The organism is Microcoleus sp. D3_18a_C4, from assembly GCF_036702415.1.
GTDB lineage: Bacteria > Cyanobacteriota > Cyanobacteriia > Cyanobacteriales > Microcoleaceae > Microcoleus.
The window spans coordinates 77,085-95,942 of record NZ_JAUBTI010000012.1 but is presented as its reverse complement, the minus strand read 5'-3'; the positions used below and the strand labels follow the sequence as shown (position 1 = coordinate 95,942).

Below are 18,858 nucleotides of genomic sequence, written 5' to 3'. Positions count from 1 at the left end.
GGAGGATAGCCAAATTAGCCAATTAGCTAAACCTCAGACGAGTCAAACCATCCGTGTATCCGTGTCAAAATCCGTGTAGTGCAGTGCTTTCCAGAAAAAAATTTTTTCTGTCTGGGTGAATTTTTTGGGTGCTATGCCAAAATAAGGAAAAAAGCATCTCAACAATTGGACAGAAAAAAATGAGCGAAAAGATTCAGGCTCCACATGAAGACCTAACTTATCGGATCATAGGTGCAGGTATGGCCGTTCACAGACAGCTTGGGCCAGGTTACAAAGAAGCAATTTATCAGGAAAAACTCGAACAACAACTGACAAAAGAGGGAATCGGTTTTGAGCCACAAAAAAACCTTCCCGTTTACTACAACGAGCAATTACTTGGTTTGTACATTCCAGATTTTATTATTGAAAACAAAGTTATTCTGGAAATCAAAGCCTTCGCTACACTTCATAAAAAGTATTTGGGACAAGTCATTACTTACTTGAATCACACGGCTTTACCAATTGGTTTATTAATGAATTTTGGTGACAGAAGACTACTATCGCGACGTGTATTTCCCTCACCTCAAGCTACTGAGTTTCGCGACAACCATCAGTGGATATTTGTCCCTGACTGGCTGAAAGCTCAAAAACGAAGTCAAGAAGAGACTCCGTTTTAAAGCCAGATTGCGCTAATCAGTGGCAAATAGTAAGATGATTCTATTCATTCGTGTATCCGTGTAAAAATCCGTGTCGCGATCCGTGTAGAAATCAGTGTCGTGCTTACACCTAACTTACCCTCGAAAATCCCCCAAAGCTTTCAAGGCAAATTGCGGCAAAGCCAACATCCTGCGCCACCGCCAAGGTTCTTGATAAAGCCGATACAACCATTCTAAATGATTGTCGCAAAACCAAGCCGGCGCGCGGGTTTTTGTCCCCGCCCAAATATCTAAACTGCCGCCTACTCCCACCCAAATCGAATCAGGACAAAGGTGTCGGTGTTCGGCAATCCAAAATTCTTGGCGCGGCACTCCCAAGCCTACAAAAATCAGTTTGGGCTGCATTTGTTTGAGGCTTTCACGGAAGTCTTTCTCTTCATCTGCGGAAAGATAACCGTGTTGAGAAGCAATTGACAATCCGTTAACTTTTTGCTGCCAAGTTTTGGCCGCCGCAGCCGCCACTCCTGGGGAACCTCCAAAGAAAAATAGTGGTTCCGAATCAGGCAATTTTCCGGCTTGTTGCAGCAGCGATTCTGCTAATTCAATCCCCGGATAGCGCTGGGCCGGTTTGCCACGCAGCCGCAAGTACAGCACCACTCCCGAACCGTCGGGAATCACGAGTTCCGCTTTGCGGATTACATCCGCTAATGTCTGATTTTGCTCGGCTTGCATGGCCATTTCAGCATTCAAAGTCACCACATGACTTCCTAACCCTTGATGCAGACGCTCCATCAGCCAACCTGCATAATCATCTAATATGTGAACTGGTAGTCCCAGCACTGAAAATTGCGGCTGCGATCGATCCATATTTTTTTCTTTGAGATTCCTACACACCTAGTTATTTAAATTAGCTTAGATTGGCGATCGCCGCTAGACCAGTTTTGGTCGCAAAAAAGCCGATTTGTGCCACCCAGAGTCTGTTAAGTCATCGTTCGGTGGCCTAGAAACCGGTTTTTTTGTAAGCGACGGGTCGCGCAAGTTCATTAGAGTTTGCCAGCCAAGTGCGATCGAGCATTAGCGTTCGATTTTTTTGACAGAGCCGTCGGCGTACCATTCCATCGGTACTAGCTCAATTTTACCATTAATTTTCACTGTAGAGTAGACAACTTTCACGAAAGGAACGCTGTTGTTATTGTGGTTTTGGGTAGACATGGCAATTACCTTCTTGTGTTTGGATAACTTGAGAAATAATCTAATCTCTGATATATTTAAAAGTCTATTCACCCCAAATCTACTCGCATCAGGAAAAACAAGGAAAACGAAATGGCGATCGCAAAAAACCAGCGGCAAACCAGGTTAGATTATTACTACGAGCAAATCAAAACAATCATCCTCAAGCGCCAGAACCCAATTACAGGTTTGCTGCCGGCGAGTACCGCCGTTAACGCTCACGGCGACTACACCGATGCCTGGGTGCGCGACAACGTGTACAGCATTCTCGCGGTTTGGGGTTTGGGTTTAGCTTACCGCAAAATTGATGGCGATCGGGGCAGGACTTTTGAACTCGAACACAGCACAGTCAAACTGATGCGCGGCTTGCTGTTTGCGATGATGCAGCAATCGAGCAAAGTAGAACATTTTAAAAATACTCAGTCGCCGCTAGATGCGCTGCACGCTAAATACAATACTCAAACGGGAAGTATTGTTGTCGGGGATGACCAGTGGGGACATTTACAGTTAGACGCTACATCTATATTCTTATTAATTCTTGCTCAAATGACGGCTTCCGGGCTGCACGTAATTTTTACAATAGATGAAGTCAATTTCGTGCAAAATTTAGTTTACTACATCGGTCGAGCCTACCGCACGCCGGATTACGGCATTTGGGAAAGAGGTCATAAAATCAATCGAGGCAATGCAGAATTGAACGCCAGTTCAGTTGGCATGGCTAAAGCCGCGCTGGAAGCAATAAATGGGTTGGATTTGTTCGGGATTAAAGGTTCTCAAGCATCGGTGATTCACGTTTTGCCAGACGAAATTGCCAGAAGTCGCATAACTTTGGAATCGCTTTTGCCTCGCGAATCTAGCTCAAAAGAAGTAGATGCCGCTTTATTGAGCGTGATTAGTTTTCCGGCTTTTGCTGTTGAAGATCGAGAATTAATAGAACGGACTCGAAATAAGATTATTGACAAATTGCAAGGAAATTACGGCTGCAAGCGGTTTCTGCGCGACGGACACCAAACAGTGTTGGAAGATGCCGATCGCCTGCACTACGAACCCACAGAATTAAGGCAGTTCGAGCACATTGAATGCGAGTGGCCGCTATTTTTCACTTATTTATTCTTGGACGGCCTATTTCAGGGAAATCAAGCTCAAGTGCAAGAGTACCAGCAGCGTTTGGAATCTCTAGCAGTCGATCGCTCTGGTTTCCCGCTACTACCCGAATTGTACTACGTCCCCGCCGAAAATATAGAAGCAGAAAAGCGAAATCCCCGCAGCCAGCAGCGCTTACCCAATGAAAATATTCCCCTAGTTTGGGCGCAAAGTTTGTATTTTCTCGGTCAATTGCTAAATGAAGGATTAATCGCAGTGGGCGATATCGACCCGCTGGGAAGGCACCTGTCAGTGGGCCCGCACAGAGAACCTTTAGTGCAAATTGCACTGTTAGCTGAAGACGAAGATTTGCAAGCAGAATTAGCTGCTAACGGCATTGCGGCACAAACCCCAAAACAGGTAGAACCAATTCAAGTCCGCCAGACTAAAGAATTATCAGCTATTTACACGCAAATTGGACGCAACGACCAATTAGGTTTAAGTGGCCGCCCCGTGCGCCGTTTGCGGAGTTTAACAACTTCTCGGGTGTTTAAAATTCGCGAAGAGGCGATCGTATTTCTCCCCTCCTTTTTGAACAGACAAGAGTTTTACTTAACTTTAGATTACCATTTTTTAGTAGCTCAAATCAAGAGCGAAATAGCTCACATTCACCACCACTGGTATCAGTTGGGACGCCCTACGGTAACGCTGATGCTGACTCACACGATGCTGGAAACCGGCCGGGAAGCGTTGTTAGAATTAATGAAGGAATTCCGGGATGGACACTGTAACAACACGCCAGTTAAACTCGGAAATCTTAAGCAGTTAATGCTGACCGCTGGCACCGAAAGAATTGATTTCATGCACGATTTTGAATTTACCGAATCTCCGGTGACAGGTGCAGTAGAAACGCGCAGCTATCTAACTTACAATCCTGAAAAAACTTGGCCTTTGGGTCACACGCAAGAATTTAAATTAGAGTGCGAGACTAATACTCAATTTTTGCTAACTAGCCTGCGGGATTCAGAAAATTTGTACGAACAAATTGAGTTGCTGCACACGTTGGTTCGCCTCAAAGGATTGAATTTTGATACAGGATTTGGAGGTGCAGAAGAAACAGTTAAAGTTGTGGATTTGCTCAACGAAGTTTATACAAAAGCTGGAGAAAGTTCGCAATCAAAAATCCAATGGGCAGTCATCCGCCATGCCGCAGGTTTGCTGGACAAGGTTGATATCAGCTTGTCCGATGCGGTGACAGACATTTTGGTGCGGCAAAAACAGATTGCTGTGGGGAAAGCTTACAGCGAAGATTCGATAATTGCGAAACCGGGTTCTTATACGGAAGTGATGGACAAAATTCGCCAATTCTGTGGAGAAGACATTCGCGATCGAGTTCTAACTCAAGAAGTTCTCATTTACCTCGGCCTGCTAATTAAAGCCGAACCGCAGTTATTTAAAGGTTTGCTGACACTGAGAGTTAGCTACTTTATTTTGCTGCTGACTAGCGAGTTTGCTCGCGAATTGGGAGTTACCCAAAATGAAGCTTACGAACATTTAATGCAACTAAGTCCCTTTGAAATCAAAAATCGCCTGCGCCAAGTGTTGACAGAATACGAGGAAATGAATCAAATTCTCAAACAGCAAGAATCCCTGCGTGTCAAACAGCCGGAAAAAGATATTGAATGGGTAGTAGTGCCAGTTTCTGAAGAACCAACCATGCCTGGGGGAGGATGGCGGCGGAAGCGGCAGATGGAAGGTACTGTCAATCGCGTACCGAAGGATTTTTATCCGAGTGTTTGGGGACTGCTGCGGCACTGCAAAGGCTTGATAATTGGCGACAAATTAGAACGGCGCAATCGGTTAGATAGCCATATTATATTATCGGAAATGACCCCTGGTGAAAAGAATTTTGCGCTACAAATCGAGCATTTGCTGAATAAGATTGTCGCACCCGAATACCGACAAGTCAATATTGAGGCGCTGATGGAGTTGGCGGCGATCGCCCAGCGTAACCCAGATTTGCAAGTAGAAGAATACATCGTTTTAGATGTATTGGTCGGTCACGCGGTGCGGCTGAATTGGCAAGGAAAACACCCGGAAAGAGCGGGTAAATACGACGAAGATAAAGCGGCGGCTTGGCAAGCTTTTTACAATACTTCGCCTTACGTTTGCGCGAGTCATGTACTCGATGCTTTCCGATTCTTGACCCATTTTGGTTAGATCATTCGGCGGTTGAAACCGCAACTACACAAACGAAGTCCGCCTACGCGGACTAAGAAATAAGGGAGTAAGCTTGATTTTGTCTCACAGTTTTGTCACAAGTCTAGTCAACAGAATGTTTGCAGTAAAATAATGTCAGCTATTAGCTCAATTACACGCGCCATCATCAAAGCATACTTAGAAGTTTTCATCGAAAACCTTGTCAATCAATACAGAGGACGGCTAATAGCGAAACTTGATATTCCAGCAGCATATTTATCAGGCCAATCCTCTACAGAGCAATCCGAACTATTACAAACTGCGATCGTCCCGTCAGAGTTGCTACGGATTAACGAGTTTGAAAGAGGTTTCAGCAGCCGTTTGGGCACAACTTATGAAGAATGTGCAAAACTCATTGCTTTGGAACATCACCAAGAAGCAAGCAGAAGCTATGAAATTTCTGGCGAAGTTAGCATAGAGGCTATCCATGAAATTGAGCGTCAGATAGCGCTATTTGAGCAGTCAGCCGACAAAAATGCAAATAAACCTGCTTTTGAAGAAATGATAGAAGCTGTTCTTGAGGCTCCCAAAACTAACCATTTAGTTACGCGATCGGTCACAGTCAAAGCAGATTTGTACGTGCTATCCCGTGACGGGAGGAAATTTTTCTTTGAAATTAAAGGGTCAAAACCCAACAAAGGACAATGCTTGGAGGTAATTCAACGGCTGCTGAGATTTCATTTACTTTGCGGACAGTCTCGCCCCGCTGCTCAATGTTATTATGCTATGGCTTACAATCCTTACGGGCCAAATCGTTCAGATTATAAATGGTCAGTGGCAAGGAAGTACACGCCTTTTGAACAAGCTGTAATTATGGGAGATGAGTTTTGGAATATTATAGGGGGAGAGACTGCCTACGAAGAACTTTTGGATATATATCAAGAAGTCGGGCGGGAGAAGGGTAAGTATATGCTTGATGCTCTGGCTTTTGGATTTTAGTAAAGTACAATTTTCATTACACCAATATCTAAGCTTGAGGCTTAAACGTGTGATTAACAACAAACCGATAACTATTAGCCTCTTTGCTGGAGCCTACGGTTTAGATTTAGGTCTAGAAAAAGCAGGATTTCAGACAGTAACTTTAGTAGAAATTGAACCTGATGCTACCAAAACAATCTCTCTAAATCGTCCTCATTTATCCTTATCTGCTGTACCGAGAGATATTTGCCAAGTCAGCGCCCAAACTCTATTACAAGAAGGCGGACACATCTTAGGTTTAGATAGACGTCTACGCGCTGAAGAAGTAGATTTAGTGACTGGTGGCCCCCCGTGCCAACCCTTCAGCACAGCGGGAAAACGGGGGTCGGTTGGCGATCCGCGCGGCAGCTTATTTATGGATTTCATACGCATTGTTGACGAAATCAAACCGCGCTTTTTTATCATGGAAAATGTTAAGGGATTGCTGTCAGCTCCGCTTCGACATCGACCTCACGATCGCAGAGGTTTAGATTTCCCGCCATTAGAACCAGATGAGATGCCCGGTGCAGCTTTACAAGTGATTTTGGCAGAGATGAAACGCATTGGTTATGAAGTTGTGTATGACTTGCTCAATACTGCTGATTACGGCGTACCTCAAGTTAGAGAAAGAGTTATTTTTATTGGTTATAAAGGTAATGATTCAGTTACTTTGCCGCTCCCAAGTTACAGTCAGAAAGGTACTGGTAAAAAACCCAAATGGCTGACGCTAAGAGAAGGATTAAAAAATTTAGTAGATTCTCAACCAGAATTTGTCCCTTACTCAGAAAGTCGCGTCAAGTATTTGCGCCTGTTAACAGCCGGTCAAAACTGGAGGGATTTACCCAGCGAATTAAAGCAAGAAGCAATGGGAGGAGCTTATAAATCTGAAGGCGGTAAAGTGGGTTTTTATCGACGCTTAGCGTGGGAGAAACCGTCGCCTACTGTCACCACGAGTCCTCATCAAAAGGCTACAGATATGTGTCATCCCGATGAATTGCGTCCTTTGAGTGTAAGGGAGTGCGCCAGAATTCAGACGTTTCCAGATGATTGGGTTTTTTATGGATCGACTGCTTCTAAATATCGGCAAATTGGGAATGCAGTTCCGGTATTATTGGGAGAGGCGATCGGTCAATACCTTTGTCAGGTAATTAAGGGCGAGCGAGTCCAAGGACGAGAAATCATTCAACAGCTTTCTCTCTTTAATTAACTAATATTTCAAACAGAGTTTAGGAGAAATAAAAGTGTCAGAGCAACTTCATGAATTATTAGCATTTATTTTAGAAAAAGAAGTAGGACTGCCGGCCAGAAAGTCTCAATCTTTAGCCGGTCACTTTGCGGAGTTAGAAGAATTTATTAACTTAGAAGCAGAAACACTTAGAAACGGCATCAGCAGCATATCGGGCAAAAGAGCGCTGAGATTTACTCCCGATGAGATTGAACGCATTTTAGCATTTATATCTTCAGGCAAGCTGTCGCTGCAACTTACTATCGCTGAAAATTTTTTAGCCAGCATTTGTCGAGATTTTACTGGGCGACAGCTAGTTATGGTTGAAAATTTGACTTTAGGGAAAATTTATCCCAACCCATTTTTAATTAGGGCGTTAAATCTGGACACTCCCGAAGAAGTGGTCAGGCTCAATGTTTATATGACTGCTACTAGGTCTATTGTCACTTCAATGGGATTTTTTATTCAAAAACTCTTGATATCTTGCTCTGAAAGTGCAGAAAGTCCACCCGCCAAGTCAGGATGGGACGCAATTAAAACTACCAGTGATGGCGAGAAATGCTGGATACAGGTAAAAAGCGGCCCGAATGATATGGATAAAGACCAGATAGTATATTGGGCTGCCAAAATTGAGGAAAAAATTCAGGAGGGCGATCGCGCTTATATTGGTATAGCTTACGGTAAAAGAACTAATAAAACTGTAACACTTGGTTTGCTGAAGCAAATTTTGCCCAATTCGGAAATGATCACTTTAATAGGTCGAGAACTGTGGGATTTTGTCAGTGAAGATACTCGCTATACTGTGAATCTGTTTGAAGTGTTGCGTCAGTCGGCTAGTCAAGTTTTAGCACAAAGTTCTATTGATGAAGCTATAGAAAGGTGTAGCGATCGAATCATCGCTGAATTTATCGGAAAGTACGGCGAGGGAAGTCAAGGTGTTTTTAACTATATAGCAGATATATTTTGATTTACAGGTTAGTAGTAGCGCCCAAACGCTACTACTAACCCCATACTACAAAACTCCTTTAGAACTCGGAATCCCACTGGCGCGCCGCGGATCGATTTCCACTGCCATCCGCAGAGCTCGCGCAAATGCTTTAAACGCCGCTTCTACAATGTGATGAGAATTTCCGCCCTGCAACTGTCGAATGTGCAGTGTCATTTGAGTGTGGTTCACCACAGCCGAAAAAAACTCTCTCACTAATTCGGTATCGTAAGTGCCGATCCGCTGGTTGGGAATTTCCAAGTTGTAACTTAAGTGAGGCCGTCCCGAAAAGTCTAGCACTACTTCAATTAAAGCTTCATCCAAAGGTGCGATGAAATGCCCGAAGCGAGAAATGCCCGATCGATCCCCGACAGCTTTTGCTAGGGCTTGGCCCAAGGTAATTCCCACATCTTCGTTCGTGTGGTGGTCGTCAATCTCCAAATCCCCGATCGCCTGCACATCCAAATCGATCAATCCGTGAGAAGCAATCTGGTGCAACATATGGTCTAAAAACGGAATCCCGGTAGACGCCTTGCACGTTCCCACACCGTCGAGATTGAGGCTGGCCGTGACATCCGTTTCTAGTGTCGTGCGTTTCACCAAGGCGGCCCTAGCTGGTTGAACTGAAGTTGCAGGAGGCACAGAAGGGCGATCGATTATTTCCATAATTCGCAATTGGTCATTCATTAGTTATTGATAATTAGTAATTTGAGAACGGGATTTTTTTAGTGTTGAGTCTCAAGCGAGGGGCTGGTTCTGCATACAACTGACATCAGACACCAATGTCTATCAAGGGATTTTTGGTGGGTGGGGGCGGGTTTATTTAACCTGTCTGTCACCGGAGAAAGTTTTTGGTGAACCCGCCCCTACAGGTTCTTGAAAATGGTGCAAGAAGATGCGAGATAAAACTTACTTGTTAAAGTAAAAGTTTATTGTCTAAACCCGCCCCTACATAACTCAACATTCTCGACAACTGTTACATTCCCATGATTTCGTAACCGGCATCGACATACAAAACTTGACCTGTAATCCCGCTAGCGAGATTGCTGCACAGAAAAGCCGCAGCATTTCCCACTTCCTGCTGAGTCACCGTCCGCCGCAGCGGGGCCACTTCCTCAACGTGGTGGATCATGTCCAGAATACCGCCAACTGCTGACGAAGCCAGAGTCCGAATCGGGCCAGAAGAAATCGCATTTACCCGAATATTTAACGGGCCAAGTTCAGCAGCCAGATAGCGAACATTCATTTCCAAAGCCGCCTTAGCAATTCCCATCACATTATAATTAGGAACTACCCGGACGCCGCCCAAATAAGTTAGGGTCACAATACTGCCGCCCTCGGCCATCAGGGGTTTAGCAGCAGCACAAAGCCTCACCAGCGAATAAGCGCTAATATCCAAAGCATTGGAGAAACCTTGGCGCGAAGTGTTGGTGAAATCTCCCGAAAGTTCGTCCTTGCCGGCAAAAGCCAGACAGTGGATCAGGACATCTAACTTGCCCCACTTGTCGGCGATGGTTTGAAAAGTAGACTCAATTTCGCTCTCGTCTTGGACATTGCAGGGCAAATACAGACTGGGATTGAGCGGTTCCACCAGTTCAGCGACTTTGCGCTCGTGCTTGCCTTTCTCGTCCTTCAAATAAGTTATGCCGAGGTTGGCCCCAGCTTTGTGGAGCTGCTGAGCGATGCCCCAGGCGATCGAGCGATTGTTGGCAATGCCCGTAACAAGAGCATTTTTTCCGGTCAAATCTATCATCTGTATTTCTTCTAGAAGCAACTTGCACCGTTCTCATTGGCTCTCTGCGACAACCCCGCCAGTTTAGACACAACTGATTCAGCTTTAACTGATTCAGACACAATTGAGACACAATTGAGACACAATTGATATTAATTTTGCTGTGGAGCTACATGGGGGCGGAATTGAAAAAGTTAAGAGAAGGGCTAGATTTAATCATACAGTGCGTGTTTACCTTAACATTAGATGGAAGTAACAGAATCGTTGGATATTGGAGGTTGGGCAGTATATTTACTCAATAAGGTTAATCGGCAAGTTATAAAGTATTGATTAGTACAAAGGATCTAGTCGTGACGCATGATAGACCGCTAGCAGCCGTGTTCCGCCAAATCAGCGGCGGGGCGTTTCCACCCATTGTGGAAACCTTTGAACGGGGCAAGACAATTTTTTTCCCTGGAGACCCGGCTGAGCGCGTCTACGTTCTCATTAGAGGTGCTGTGAAGCTCTCCAGGGTTTACGAAGCAGGTGAAGAAATTACAGTCGCCCTCCTGCGCGAAAATAGCGTATTTGGGGTGCTGTCTCTGATTACGGGACACCGATCGGACAGGTTTTACCACGCGGTAGCCTTTACGCCGGTGGAATTGATCTCGCTGCCGATCGAACAAGTTGAGAAAGCGCTCAAGGAAGACCCGGAATTGTCGATGGTGATGCTGCGGGGACTGTCGTCTCGGATTTTGCAAACCGAGATGATGATCGAAACGCTGGCCCACCGAGATATGGGTTCGAGACTCGTCAGCTTTTTGCTGATTCTGTGCCGAGATTTTGGCGTGCCCGGTACAGAGGGGATTACGATAGATTTGAAGCTGTCCCACCAAGCGATCGCCGAGGCGATCGGTTCGACACGGGTAACTGTAACTCGTTTGCTGGGGGATCTCAGACAAGAAACCATGATCTCGATCCACAAGAAAAAGATCACAGTCCACAACCCGGTCGCCCTAAGCCAGCAATTCACTTGATGCCGAGAAAGTATAGGATTTTGGATTTTGGATTTTAGATTCCATCCAAAATCCAAAATCCAAAATTTAAAATCGGAATGACTGCTGGATACATCCTGGTATTTGTAATTTTAGTGTTGGGGGGTGTGATCGCCACTGTCAGCGATCGCCTTGGGACGAAAGTCGGCAAGGCAAGGTTGAGCTTATTCAAACTTCGCCCCCGCGATACTGCTGTTGTTGTGACAGTGATGGCCGGCAGCATCCTGTCAGCAATTACTCTGGGCATTTTGTTTGCTACTAGCAAGCCGCTGCGAACCGGAGTTTTTAGAATAGACGAGATTCAAAAAAGGCTCAACAACGCCCGCCGAGAAATCAACCAGGCCACTGAAGAAAAAAATCGAGTTGAAACTGAATTAGCTCAAGCCAGAGCCGCTCAAGCGCAAGCTAGAGCCAATTTAGAGCAAATTAATCAATCCCTCCAAGCAGCTAATGCTGAGCAAGCTCTGACGCAAACAAAATTAAACTCGCTGCGGGCCCAGCTCAACAGCGTGCAAGCAGCCAAGTCTAAAACTGAACAGCAGTTAAGTCAGGTAGAAGCTGCTAAATCTCAGACTGAAGAACAGCTCAGCAGTGTGGAAGCAGCTAAATCCCGCACCGAAGAACAATTGAAACTGGTTGAAACGATCCGATCGACTACACAAGCTCAGCTCGATCGCACCGAGAACCAATTGAAAACAGTTTCTGCTCAAAAAACGACTTTAGGCTCGGAAATCGCCCAACTGCAAGAAGAGCGCCAACAGTTAATCGAGCAGCGAGAGCAGGTAAAAACTCAAATTGCCCAGCGAGACGCAGAAATTGCCAAGCGAGACGCAGAAATTGCCCAGCGGGACAAGGAAATTGTCGATCGCAACGAACTAATTGCCCAGCGAGACAAGGAAATTGCTCAGCGGGTGCAAAATCTGGCCGAGCGCGATCGAACAATTGTCGAGCGCGACAAAGTAATTGCCGAGAGGGAAGCACTCCTAGAAACCTTGGCACAGCAACAAGCCCAACTCGAACAGCAACAAACTGTCTTGCAGCAACAAGTGCAAATTTTGGAACGCGACTTTCAGGCAATTCGCGAGGGTACAGTTGCCATCAGGCGCGGTCAAATTTTAGCGGCTGGCGTCGTTCGCATTATCGAACCCGGTATGGCAAGTGGCGCGATCGATCGGCTTTTGCAAGAAGCAAATAAAACCACCGTCGGACTCATGCAGCCGGAAAATACCAAGGTTAGGGACCAGGTTATTCAAATTACTAAAGCAGAAATCGATCAACTAATTAGTCAGATTAAAGACGGTCAAGACTACGTGGTGCGGATTGTTGCCGGCGCTAATTACCTGCGGGAAGAAAAGCTAATTAAGGTATTTGCAGAAGCAGAAATCAATCGAGTTGTCTTCCGGGCTGGAGATGTGATTGCAGGGGTTGCTGTCGATCCGGTGACTTTGACCGACGAACAGGTGCGGCAGCAGTTGCTGCAATTGATAGAAGCTTGTCAATTTCGCGCTCGCCTGATCGGCGTTGTCGGCGGTAGAGTTCAAGTGGCCGACAATCAGGTTGAAACTTTAGCTGGTTTTATCGAGCGCTTGCAGCAGTACGATAAACCGCTGGATGTTCAGGCGATCGCAGCAGATGTCACTTACATCGCCGGCCCGCTTAAAATAGATTTAGTTGCTCTTGAAAACGGAGTCGTTGTTTTTCGCACCGGACAACAACCACCGGGCGGCCCAGATGTGAAAGTTAAATAATAAGTGCGATCGACTTATCGAATTATTGCAAAAAATTTGGGCGATAGAATTACAATTTTGCTTGACTTTTTCGCGCCCTTGACATATCATTTAATCATGGGAATCCGTGGCGTCATATAACATCATTCGTAGGTGCACCGCCACCACAAATCTGGAAGCACCACCAACAATCTCACATCGACGCACCGCACCCAATTAGTAGGGTGTGTCACCACCAATAATCTGGAAGCACCACCAATAATCTCACAGCGACACACCGCACCGCTAAGAGCGCAAAGAAAGAAAATAAGAATCGAACCCTGAGATATTGACATCACAGAACAAAATTTTGCTCAATTAAAATGCAGGAGCGTGCGGTGTAATGTCAGACAATCAAAATGAACCCAGAGAATACGATGCCGTCCGTGGCGGTCAAAATCCTCCTCCCATAGATGCTGCGGTACTCGGAGGCATACCCGGTGTTAAAAGCCGCTTAGCCTCACCCATTGTCGAAGTGAGAATCGCCGCCCTCTCTGAAGCACTGAAATATGGAGAAGCAGGTTTAGATTTGATAATTCAAGCATTGCAGGATGAATCGATGCAGGTGAAATTCGCTGCCTATTTACTCCTGAAAGATAGAGATGATTTAAAGACTAAACCTCCGTTTCAAGACTATCTCCCTGTATTTGAATTTGATGTCATCACAGTCGATGCCTATGGAAAAGAAAACAGTCGTAGAAAGTCTTCTGCTCATTACTTCAGAGAAGACTTAGGTAATGGAGTTGTGCTCGAAATGGTTTACATTCCCGGAGGCACATTTATGATGGGTTCGCCAACAACAGAGGCAGGTAGCGGGCATCACGAACGTCCGCAGCATCAAGTAACTATACCAACTTTTTATATAGGAAAATACCCCATCACTCAAGAACAGTGGGAAGCAGTGACGGGATATAACCCATCGGAATTTCGAGGTGCGAAACGACCTGTAGAAAAAGTAAGTTGGGGGGCTGTGCGCTCTTTCTGTCAGCAGTTGTCGGAGAAAACAGGGAAAAACTATAACTTGCCGAGTGAGGCCGAATGGGAATATGCTTGTCGAGCCGGTACGACAACAGCTTTTCACTTCGGGGAAACTATTACTCCAGATTTAGTGAATTATCAGGGCTATTATCCTTACGCTTCTGCGCCGAAAGGACTTGACCGCCGAGAAACTACTCCGGTGGGAAGTTTTCCCCCAAATGGGTTTGGCTTGTACGATATGCACGGCAATGTTTGGGAATTGTGTCAGGATTACTGGCATGATAACTACAATGGCGCATCCTCTTTCGGCAGCGCTTGGGACACAACCGGTTGTCCTAATCAAGTGCGTCGTGGAGGTTCGTGGGACTACGATGCGGTCGATTGCCGTGCTGCCAACCGATCCTACATTCTTGGGGGCGACTCTAACAGGAATTTGGGTTTTCGCGTTGCTGCTTTGCTGCGGCTTCCGGTTTTCTCCTCTTCCCTGTGAGGACTCTTCTTTGCCCTTTATCCTGTTTCCCTTTTTCCCTTTGCACTATTTCATCTTTCCCCTTTTGCGTGCGTCAGGGCGCTTTAATTTTTTTTTGCACTCATCTTTGCACGCGATTCAAAATAGTAGGGTGCGTCGCCATCTGCAATTTGCAAATCAAATCGACAATTTCATAGCGACGCACCGCCTGCACAGGGGTGAGAGAAACCGGGTTTTTGCGCGGGGAGTCAAAGAAACCGGGTTTTTTCGATAAATCAAAACGGGGTAGCAAAGATTGTGGCAAAAACCCGGTTTCTGATTTTAGGCATTATATGGCCGCACGGATTCCCATGATGATATAATATGTCAATCCCACAAAAAAGTCAAGTAAAATAAGTGCGATCGCCCGCAAAGATTTTGAGACATTCAAGAATGCAAGTGTCAGATTAGATATAAGTTGGCGATTGAGTTGACTGGCGCTCGATCGCAACTACAAACCTATTAACACAGGACTCATAAATATGATTTTAGGTTTCGATCCGGGTAAAGACAAGTGCGGCATCGCCGTCATGGGTAGAGACAGAAGCGTCTGCTACCATCAAGTTGTGCAGTCAGAATCAGCCATATCTACGATTCAATCTTTGTGCGAACAGTTTCCCATTGAGTTATTGGTAATCGGAGATCAAACGACTTCTAAGAGTTGGAAACAAAAACTGACGCAGAGTTTGTCGCCTTTGATAAAAATTGTTCAGGTGGACGAGAGGTACAGCAGTTTAGAAGCGAGGGAACGCTACTGGCAAATGTACCCTCCGACTGGACTTTCTCGCTTGATTCCCCAGGGAATGCGGACGCCACCGAAGCCAGTGGACGATATAGTGGCGATCGTCCTAATTGAAAGATATTTGAACAAACAGTTGACAGTTGACAGTTGACAGCGAGGTTTTCAAGCAAGTTCTAAAAACTTTGGGTTTCGTGGGAAATCCTATTTTTTACTGGATCAGTTAAATCTAGCTAATCTTGTTGAACCATCCACACCAAGAATCCTAAAATGGTTTCCACCGGAAGCAGTGGATAATCGGTAAGGTCGATCGTCACTGTTGTTCCTGAAAGCTTGAGAAAACGCCATTGAGTGCCGCTGCTGATACAACCGTAAATAGTGGCGATCGGGTGTTCTGCTGCTTCGTTAAAGCGCTGTGCCGCTACCATTTCAGCAATACATTGACCGATACCTTCGTTCAGATCGGCTTTTTTTGCTTCCACAACTACAATCGCGGGTGCTTCTACGGTAAGCTGTTCGGGCGATCGGCTAATTAAAAAATCCACGTATCCGGTGAGATCGCAACTGGGGTCAACATTGAATTCCCGTCCCGAAAATAAACTGATTTGGCGGTTCATCAAGCGCCGGACTTCTTGCAAAACTGGGTAGACAATGGCTTCCGATCTGGCTTTTTCTGAACCAACTGCGATCGTCCAAGGCAAATCTTCTAATTCGCTACTCAATCTCGGACTGGGATTAATTGATTCTACCTCTGGAAAAAACCGAGTTTCCTCCACGATAGTTAACTGAAAGTCTTTTTTAGCTCTAGTAATTGTGAATTGACTGTAAGGCATAATCCGATAGCTCTTTTGATAATACAGACTTTTATTCTTATAATTATGCCTAACTTTGAAATAATCTGCAATTTGTTTGAGTTCAGCTAATAAAATGTACCCTAAATTAATCCGATCGATCGTTGAATAACACTTAGTGCTACTTAATGACAGCTTCGGTCAAAATTACCTTACCATTCTGGCGGACTTGCAGGCGATCGGGGTTAATCGAGTAGATAATATTGCCGTTAGTCGCTTCATAACTTCCGTCATCACCTGCTGTTACTTGCATGACATTGATTTGGGTGCCATTTATTTTGCTGACGCCGCGGTAAAAAATATCGCCTTCCTGGGTTTTGCAAATGTATATAGAAAAGTTGGCCGTTGCGAAAAATTGCACCATTTGGGCCCTCGGACATCCCTCAACTTGAGCAATTTGCAGCGGTTGATTATTGCCCAAAGTGTTGGGTGCGATCGCCCGAACTGGGTCAATCGGTTGATTTAGTGCAGTTGCTTCTGCTGAGGCGGTCAAAAAGCCTATCGCACTAATCCCCGCCATAACTAGAACTACTCCTTTAATGCCCTTAACTCTATCTTTACAAAACATCTTGTCACTCCTGGTTTTAACTATATAATTACATCTTAAGCGATCTTTGCTGGATATTAATAATATTTAATATCAGAGGTGAGAGGTGCAGGGAAAAGGGTACACCGTCGGTTTAAGTAAGGTGCGAACTCTGCACTCTACACCAGTGAAAATACATAAGTATGTCAATGCGATCGCAGGAAAGCAATCTCTTGTATTTATGACATTTTTAAGATTTTATGACTTGTTCACGCTGAGCTGAGAAACCGGGTTTCTTCATATATTTCTCGTTACTAAACCTTTGATTTTCCTAGAAACCGGGAATAAGCGCCCCCATGTCGCGAACTGACTCTGTTATATCAATTCCGGTTGCATTGGAATGATTAAACCGCAGAGAACGCAGAGAACGCAGAGTCAATCGATTTTAGATTTTAGATTTTAGATTTTAGATTAAAGAATTGACCCCACGGATAAATTCGGGGGCTTGTTTATCGCATACAGGTTTTTTATTTCTCCGTCCTGAGTCTGCGAAGGAATGAATCACGTGGCGGGTATCCTGGATGCTTTCGGTCAGAGAACAGAGAGATGAATACAGGACGATGAAGGGCGGATTTGATATTACACGGTAATGTTTATTTGCACTTACCTATTTATTGAATAATAAAAAGGGAAACAGAAAACACATTTTTTCTTCCATTTCCCCTTTTTTCAAGGACGGTCGTCCTGACTGCGAACCTGGTAATTAATTAATTAACTGCTGCCAACTGTTTGTCTTTGATTTCCACAGGCGCGGTTAATGCCTCTTCCAAATCCGCACAGCCGAGTTTTTCCTCCAAAATTGCCATCACTTCGCGGCCGAAATCATTGGAATTACGCTGCCAAGCTTCTAAACAAATTTGCCCGAAAAACGAACCCAAAGGTTCGGGATTCCACAGCAACTTGCGCGCTGTCCAAGGCATCAAACTCATGGGATCGTAACCAGGTTGCAGAATATCCTTTTTAAAGGCGTATTCTTCCAAAATTGTGTGCGGCTGCAACCCGATAAAGAAAATCGCGGGTTCTACTTTATCGGCTCCGAAAATCCGCTCTAATTCTCGGTGATAAGCAATAGTTTGCCGGATGGTTTCAAAGGTTTCGTCAATGACGTTAAACGAGTAATTCACGGAAACCACATCGTTGTAACCGGCTGCTTTTAAATCGCGACAATTTTCCAAAACTACTCGCAAGTTGTAGCCCATCCGCATTTTGCGAACCAGTTCCTGGGAACCGCTGGTGATGCCGATTTCAAAGTAATTCATCCCCGTTTTTACCATCAAATCGCACAACTCTGGTGTGAGATTGTCCGCACGGATGTAAGCAGCCCAGTGTATGTCGTCCATGCCGGCGGCGATGATTTTTTGCAATAATTCAACTGCATCGTCGATGAATTTGCGTGCGGGGATAAATTGAGCGTCGGTAAACCAGAAATTGCGGATACCTCGATCGTACAATTGCCGAATCTCCGCCACCACCTCATCCGCCGGATTGATCCGCACTTGTTTCCCTTCAATCACCGTATAAATGCAGTAACAGCAATTGTGAGGACAGCCGCGCTTGGTTTGCACTCCGACGTAGAAGTCCATATCCTGTAGATAATAGGAAAATTCCGGCCAAATGGTTTCGATGTAGTTATAGTCGCAAGCACTTTTCTCGATGTTGGCTGGTTTTTCGTGAATTAGCTTCGCGCGCGGCACAGTTTCGCCCACCACATAACATCTTTCATCTGCCAAATCTTCGCCCTTAATCAACTTCTCCAGCAAAGCTTCGCCTTCTCCCACCGAAACCACAGTTCCCGTGGGCAAACTGCGGCCCAACTGCTCGTAAAACACGCTCACAGCACCGCCTCCGACCACTGCACGAGCTTCGGGGCGGTATTTCCGGGCCCGCTTCAATCCACGCTTAATCAGTCCCAAATTGCGCCAGAGTTCGGTGTAGTAAGACGCTGCTAAACGCAGTCCTCCGAGTGCTCCCCGGAACTTGATCAGCAGATTTTTGGCGTAGTAAAACTCGAAGGCATTTTGCAACGGGTTGCCGCCCCTGCCGCCCACGGGCGCGTAAATTTGAATGTCCCGCCAAGAGAAAACCAGCAGCGTCGGCTTAAACTCGTCTATGCTGGCATCCAAAGCTTTAGCGAAATCCAGGGGGGGTACGGCACCTAAATCGAAAATGCGTTGTTCGACATCGGGAAACAGCTTGTGTACGTGATCCGAAAGATAGACAACTCCGATCGGGAAAATCGGATTGCAAGGGAGGCGAACGTACAGGACTCGGTTTTCTCGGTTTTCCATGA

At 45.5% G+C, this 18,858-nt stretch carries 16 protein-coding genes; 9 read left to right on the top strand and 7 right to left on the bottom strand.

The window, feature by feature from the left end; genetic code table 11:
- The first annotated feature begins 179 nt into the window (after window positions 1-179).
- The gene (locus tag QUB16_RS09000; protein WP_333101980.1) at window positions 180-656 is read left to right on the top strand and encodes a GxxExxY protein; all 477 of its coding nucleotides are present in this window, start codon (window positions 180-182) and stop codon (window positions 654-656) included.
- Window positions 657-770: 114 nt separating this feature from the next.
- On the opposite strand, the gene QUB16_RS08995 is transcribed toward QUB16_RS09000, so the two are convergent.
- Complete coding sequence (locus tag QUB16_RS08995; protein ID WP_333315625.1) at window positions 771-1,502, bottom strand: WecB/TagA/CpsF family glycosyltransferase; 732 nt, start codon at window positions 1,500-1,502, stop codon at window positions 771-773.
- A gap of 207 nt (window positions 1,503-1,709) precedes the next feature.
- On the bottom strand, window positions 1,710-1,847 hold the full coding sequence (locus QUB16_RS08990; protein ID WP_333038037.1) for a hypothetical protein: 138 nt from the start codon (window positions 1,845-1,847) through the stop codon (window positions 1,710-1,712).
- 111 nt (window positions 1,848-1,958) lie between these two features.
- On the opposite strand from QUB16_RS08990, the gene QUB16_RS08985 reads away from it, so the two are divergent.
- The 4 genes from QUB16_RS08985 to QUB16_RS08970 all read left to right on the top strand — a co-directional run bounded on the left by QUB16_RS08985 (window position 1,959) and on the right by QUB16_RS08970 (window position 8,356).
- Window positions 1,959-5,168 carry a glycoside hydrolase family 15 protein gene (locus tag QUB16_RS08985; RefSeq protein WP_333315623.1) on the top strand — a complete coding sequence of 1,070 codons (3,210 nt, stop codon included), beginning with the start codon at window positions 1,959-1,961 and terminating at the stop codon, window positions 5,166-5,168.
- Between the two features lie 132 nt (window positions 5,169-5,300).
- Entirely contained in the window at window positions 5,301-6,146 is an 846-nt protein-coding gene (locus QUB16_RS08980) for a TdeIII family type II restriction endonuclease (protein WP_333315622.1), read from the top strand.
- Between the two features lie 49 nt (window positions 6,147-6,195).
- Window positions 6,196-7,371 carry a DNA cytosine methyltransferase gene (locus tag QUB16_RS08975; protein ID WP_333315620.1) on the top strand — a complete coding sequence of 392 codons (1,176 nt, stop codon included), beginning with the start codon at window positions 6,196-6,198 and terminating at the stop codon, window positions 7,369-7,371.
- 34 nt (window positions 7,372-7,405) lie between these two features.
- On the top strand, window positions 7,406-8,356 hold the full coding sequence (locus QUB16_RS08970) for a PmeII family type II restriction endonuclease (RefSeq protein WP_333315618.1): 951 nt from the start codon (window positions 7,406-7,408) through the stop codon (window positions 8,354-8,356).
- Window positions 8,357-8,401: 45 nt separating this feature from the next.
- On the opposite strand, the gene hisB is transcribed toward QUB16_RS08970, so the two are convergent.
- A complete protein-coding gene (gene hisB / locus QUB16_RS08965) occupies window positions 8,402-9,040 on the bottom strand; it encodes an imidazoleglycerol-phosphate dehydratase HisB (protein WP_445251108.1) in 639 nt (212 codons plus the stop codon).
- A gap of 310 nt (window positions 9,041-9,350) precedes the next feature.
- A complete protein-coding gene (gene fabI / locus QUB16_RS08960; protein WP_006634022.1) occupies window positions 9,351-10,127 on the bottom strand; it encodes an enoyl-ACP reductase FabI in 777 nt (258 codons plus the stop codon).
- A gap of 329 nt (window positions 10,128-10,456) precedes the next feature.
- On the opposite strand from fabI, the gene ntcA reads away from it, so the two are divergent.
- The 4 genes from ntcA (at window position 10,457) to QUB16_RS08940 (ending at window position 15,285) form a co-directional block, all read left to right on the top strand.
- The gene (gene ntcA / locus QUB16_RS08955; protein ID WP_006634020.1) at window positions 10,457-11,122 is read left to right on the top strand and encodes a global nitrogen regulator NtcA; all 666 of its coding nucleotides are present in this window, start codon (window positions 10,457-10,459) and stop codon (window positions 11,120-11,122) included.
- A gap of 77 nt (window positions 11,123-11,199) precedes the next feature.
- Complete coding sequence (locus QUB16_RS08950; RefSeq protein WP_333315615.1) at window positions 11,200-12,888, top strand: DUF3084 domain-containing protein; 1,689 nt, start codon at window positions 11,200-11,202, stop codon at window positions 12,886-12,888.
- Between the two features lie 361 nt (window positions 12,889-13,249).
- A complete protein-coding gene (locus QUB16_RS08945; RefSeq protein WP_333315613.1) occupies window positions 13,250-14,374 on the top strand; it encodes a formylglycine-generating enzyme family protein in 1,125 nt (374 codons plus the stop codon).
- 500 nt (window positions 14,375-14,874) lie between these two features.
- Complete coding sequence (locus QUB16_RS08940; RefSeq protein ID WP_333315611.1) at window positions 14,875-15,285, top strand: pre-16S rRNA-processing nuclease YqgF; 411 nt, start codon at window positions 14,875-14,877, stop codon at window positions 15,283-15,285.
- 79 nt (window positions 15,286-15,364) lie between these two features.
- Here QUB16_RS08940 and QUB16_RS08935 read toward each other — a convergent pair whose 3' ends face one another.
- The 3 genes from QUB16_RS08935 to QUB16_RS08925 all read right to left on the bottom strand — a co-directional run bounded on the left by QUB16_RS08935 (window position 15,365) and on the right by QUB16_RS08925 (window position 18,856).
- Entirely contained in the window at window positions 15,365-15,964 is a 600-nt protein-coding gene (locus tag QUB16_RS08935; RefSeq protein ID WP_332944556.1) for a hypothetical protein, read from the bottom strand.
- A 139-nt stretch (window positions 15,965-16,103) separates the two neighbouring features.
- Window positions 16,104-16,550, bottom strand: a complete 447-nt coding sequence (locus QUB16_RS08930; protein ID WP_333315609.1) for a hypothetical protein — start codon at window positions 16,548-16,550, stop codon at window positions 16,104-16,106.
- Between the two features lie 725 nt (window positions 16,551-17,275).
- Window positions 17,276-18,856: a photosystem II high light acclimation radical SAM protein gene (locus QUB16_RS08925; RefSeq protein ID WP_333315664.1), complete on the bottom strand. Its 1,581-nt coding sequence runs from the start codon at window positions 18,854-18,856 to the stop codon at window positions 17,276-17,278.
- Window positions 18,857-18,858: the final 2 nt, after the last annotated feature.

What these genes read in the sequence shown, in the direction of transcription:
- QUB16_RS09000 (WP_333101980.1), top strand. Translation starts at nt 180, where the DNA reads ATGAGCGAAAAGATTCAGGCTCCACATGAAGACCTAACTTATCGGATC.
- QUB16_RS08995 (WP_333315625.1), bottom strand. Translation starts at nt 1,502, where the DNA reads ATGGATCGATCGCAGCCGCAATTTTCAGTGCTGGGACTACCAGTTCAC.
- QUB16_RS08990 (WP_333038037.1), bottom strand. Translation starts at nt 1,847, where the DNA reads ATGTCTACCCAAAACCACAATAACAACAGCGTTCCTTTCGTGAAAGTT.
- QUB16_RS08985 (WP_333315623.1), top strand. Translation starts at nt 1,959, where the DNA reads ATGGCGATCGCAAAAAACCAGCGGCAAACCAGGTTAGATTATTACTAC.
- QUB16_RS08980 (WP_333315622.1), top strand. Translation starts at nt 5,301, where the DNA reads ATGTCAGCTATTAGCTCAATTACACGCGCCATCATCAAAGCATACTTA.
- hisB (WP_445251108.1), bottom strand. Translation starts at nt 9,040, where the DNA reads ATGGAAATAATCGATCGCCCTTCTGTGCCTCCTGCAACTTCAGTTCAA.
- fabI (WP_006634022.1), bottom strand. Translation starts at nt 10,127, where the DNA reads ATGATAGATTTGACCGGAAAAAATGCTCTTGTTACGGGCATTGCCAAC.
- QUB16_RS08950 (WP_333315615.1), top strand. Translation starts at nt 11,200, where the DNA reads ATGACTGCTGGATACATCCTGGTATTTGTAATTTTAGTGTTGGGGGGT.
- QUB16_RS08945 (WP_333315613.1), top strand. Translation starts at nt 13,250, where the DNA reads ATGTCAGACAATCAAAATGAACCCAGAGAATACGATGCCGTCCGTGGC.
- QUB16_RS08940 (WP_333315611.1), top strand. Translation starts at nt 14,875, where the DNA reads ATGATTTTAGGTTTCGATCCGGGTAAAGACAAGTGCGGCATCGCCGTC.
- QUB16_RS08935 (WP_332944556.1), bottom strand. Translation starts at nt 15,964, where the DNA reads ATGCCTTACAGTCAATTCACAATTACTAGAGCTAAAAAAGACTTTCAG.
- QUB16_RS08930 (WP_333315609.1), bottom strand. Translation starts at nt 16,550, where the DNA reads ATGTTTTGTAAAGATAGAGTTAAGGGCATTAAAGGAGTAGTTCTAGTT.
- QUB16_RS08925 (WP_333315664.1), bottom strand. Translation starts at nt 18,856, where the DNA reads ATGGAAAACCGAGAAAACCGAGTCCTGTACGTTCGCCTCCCTTGCAAT.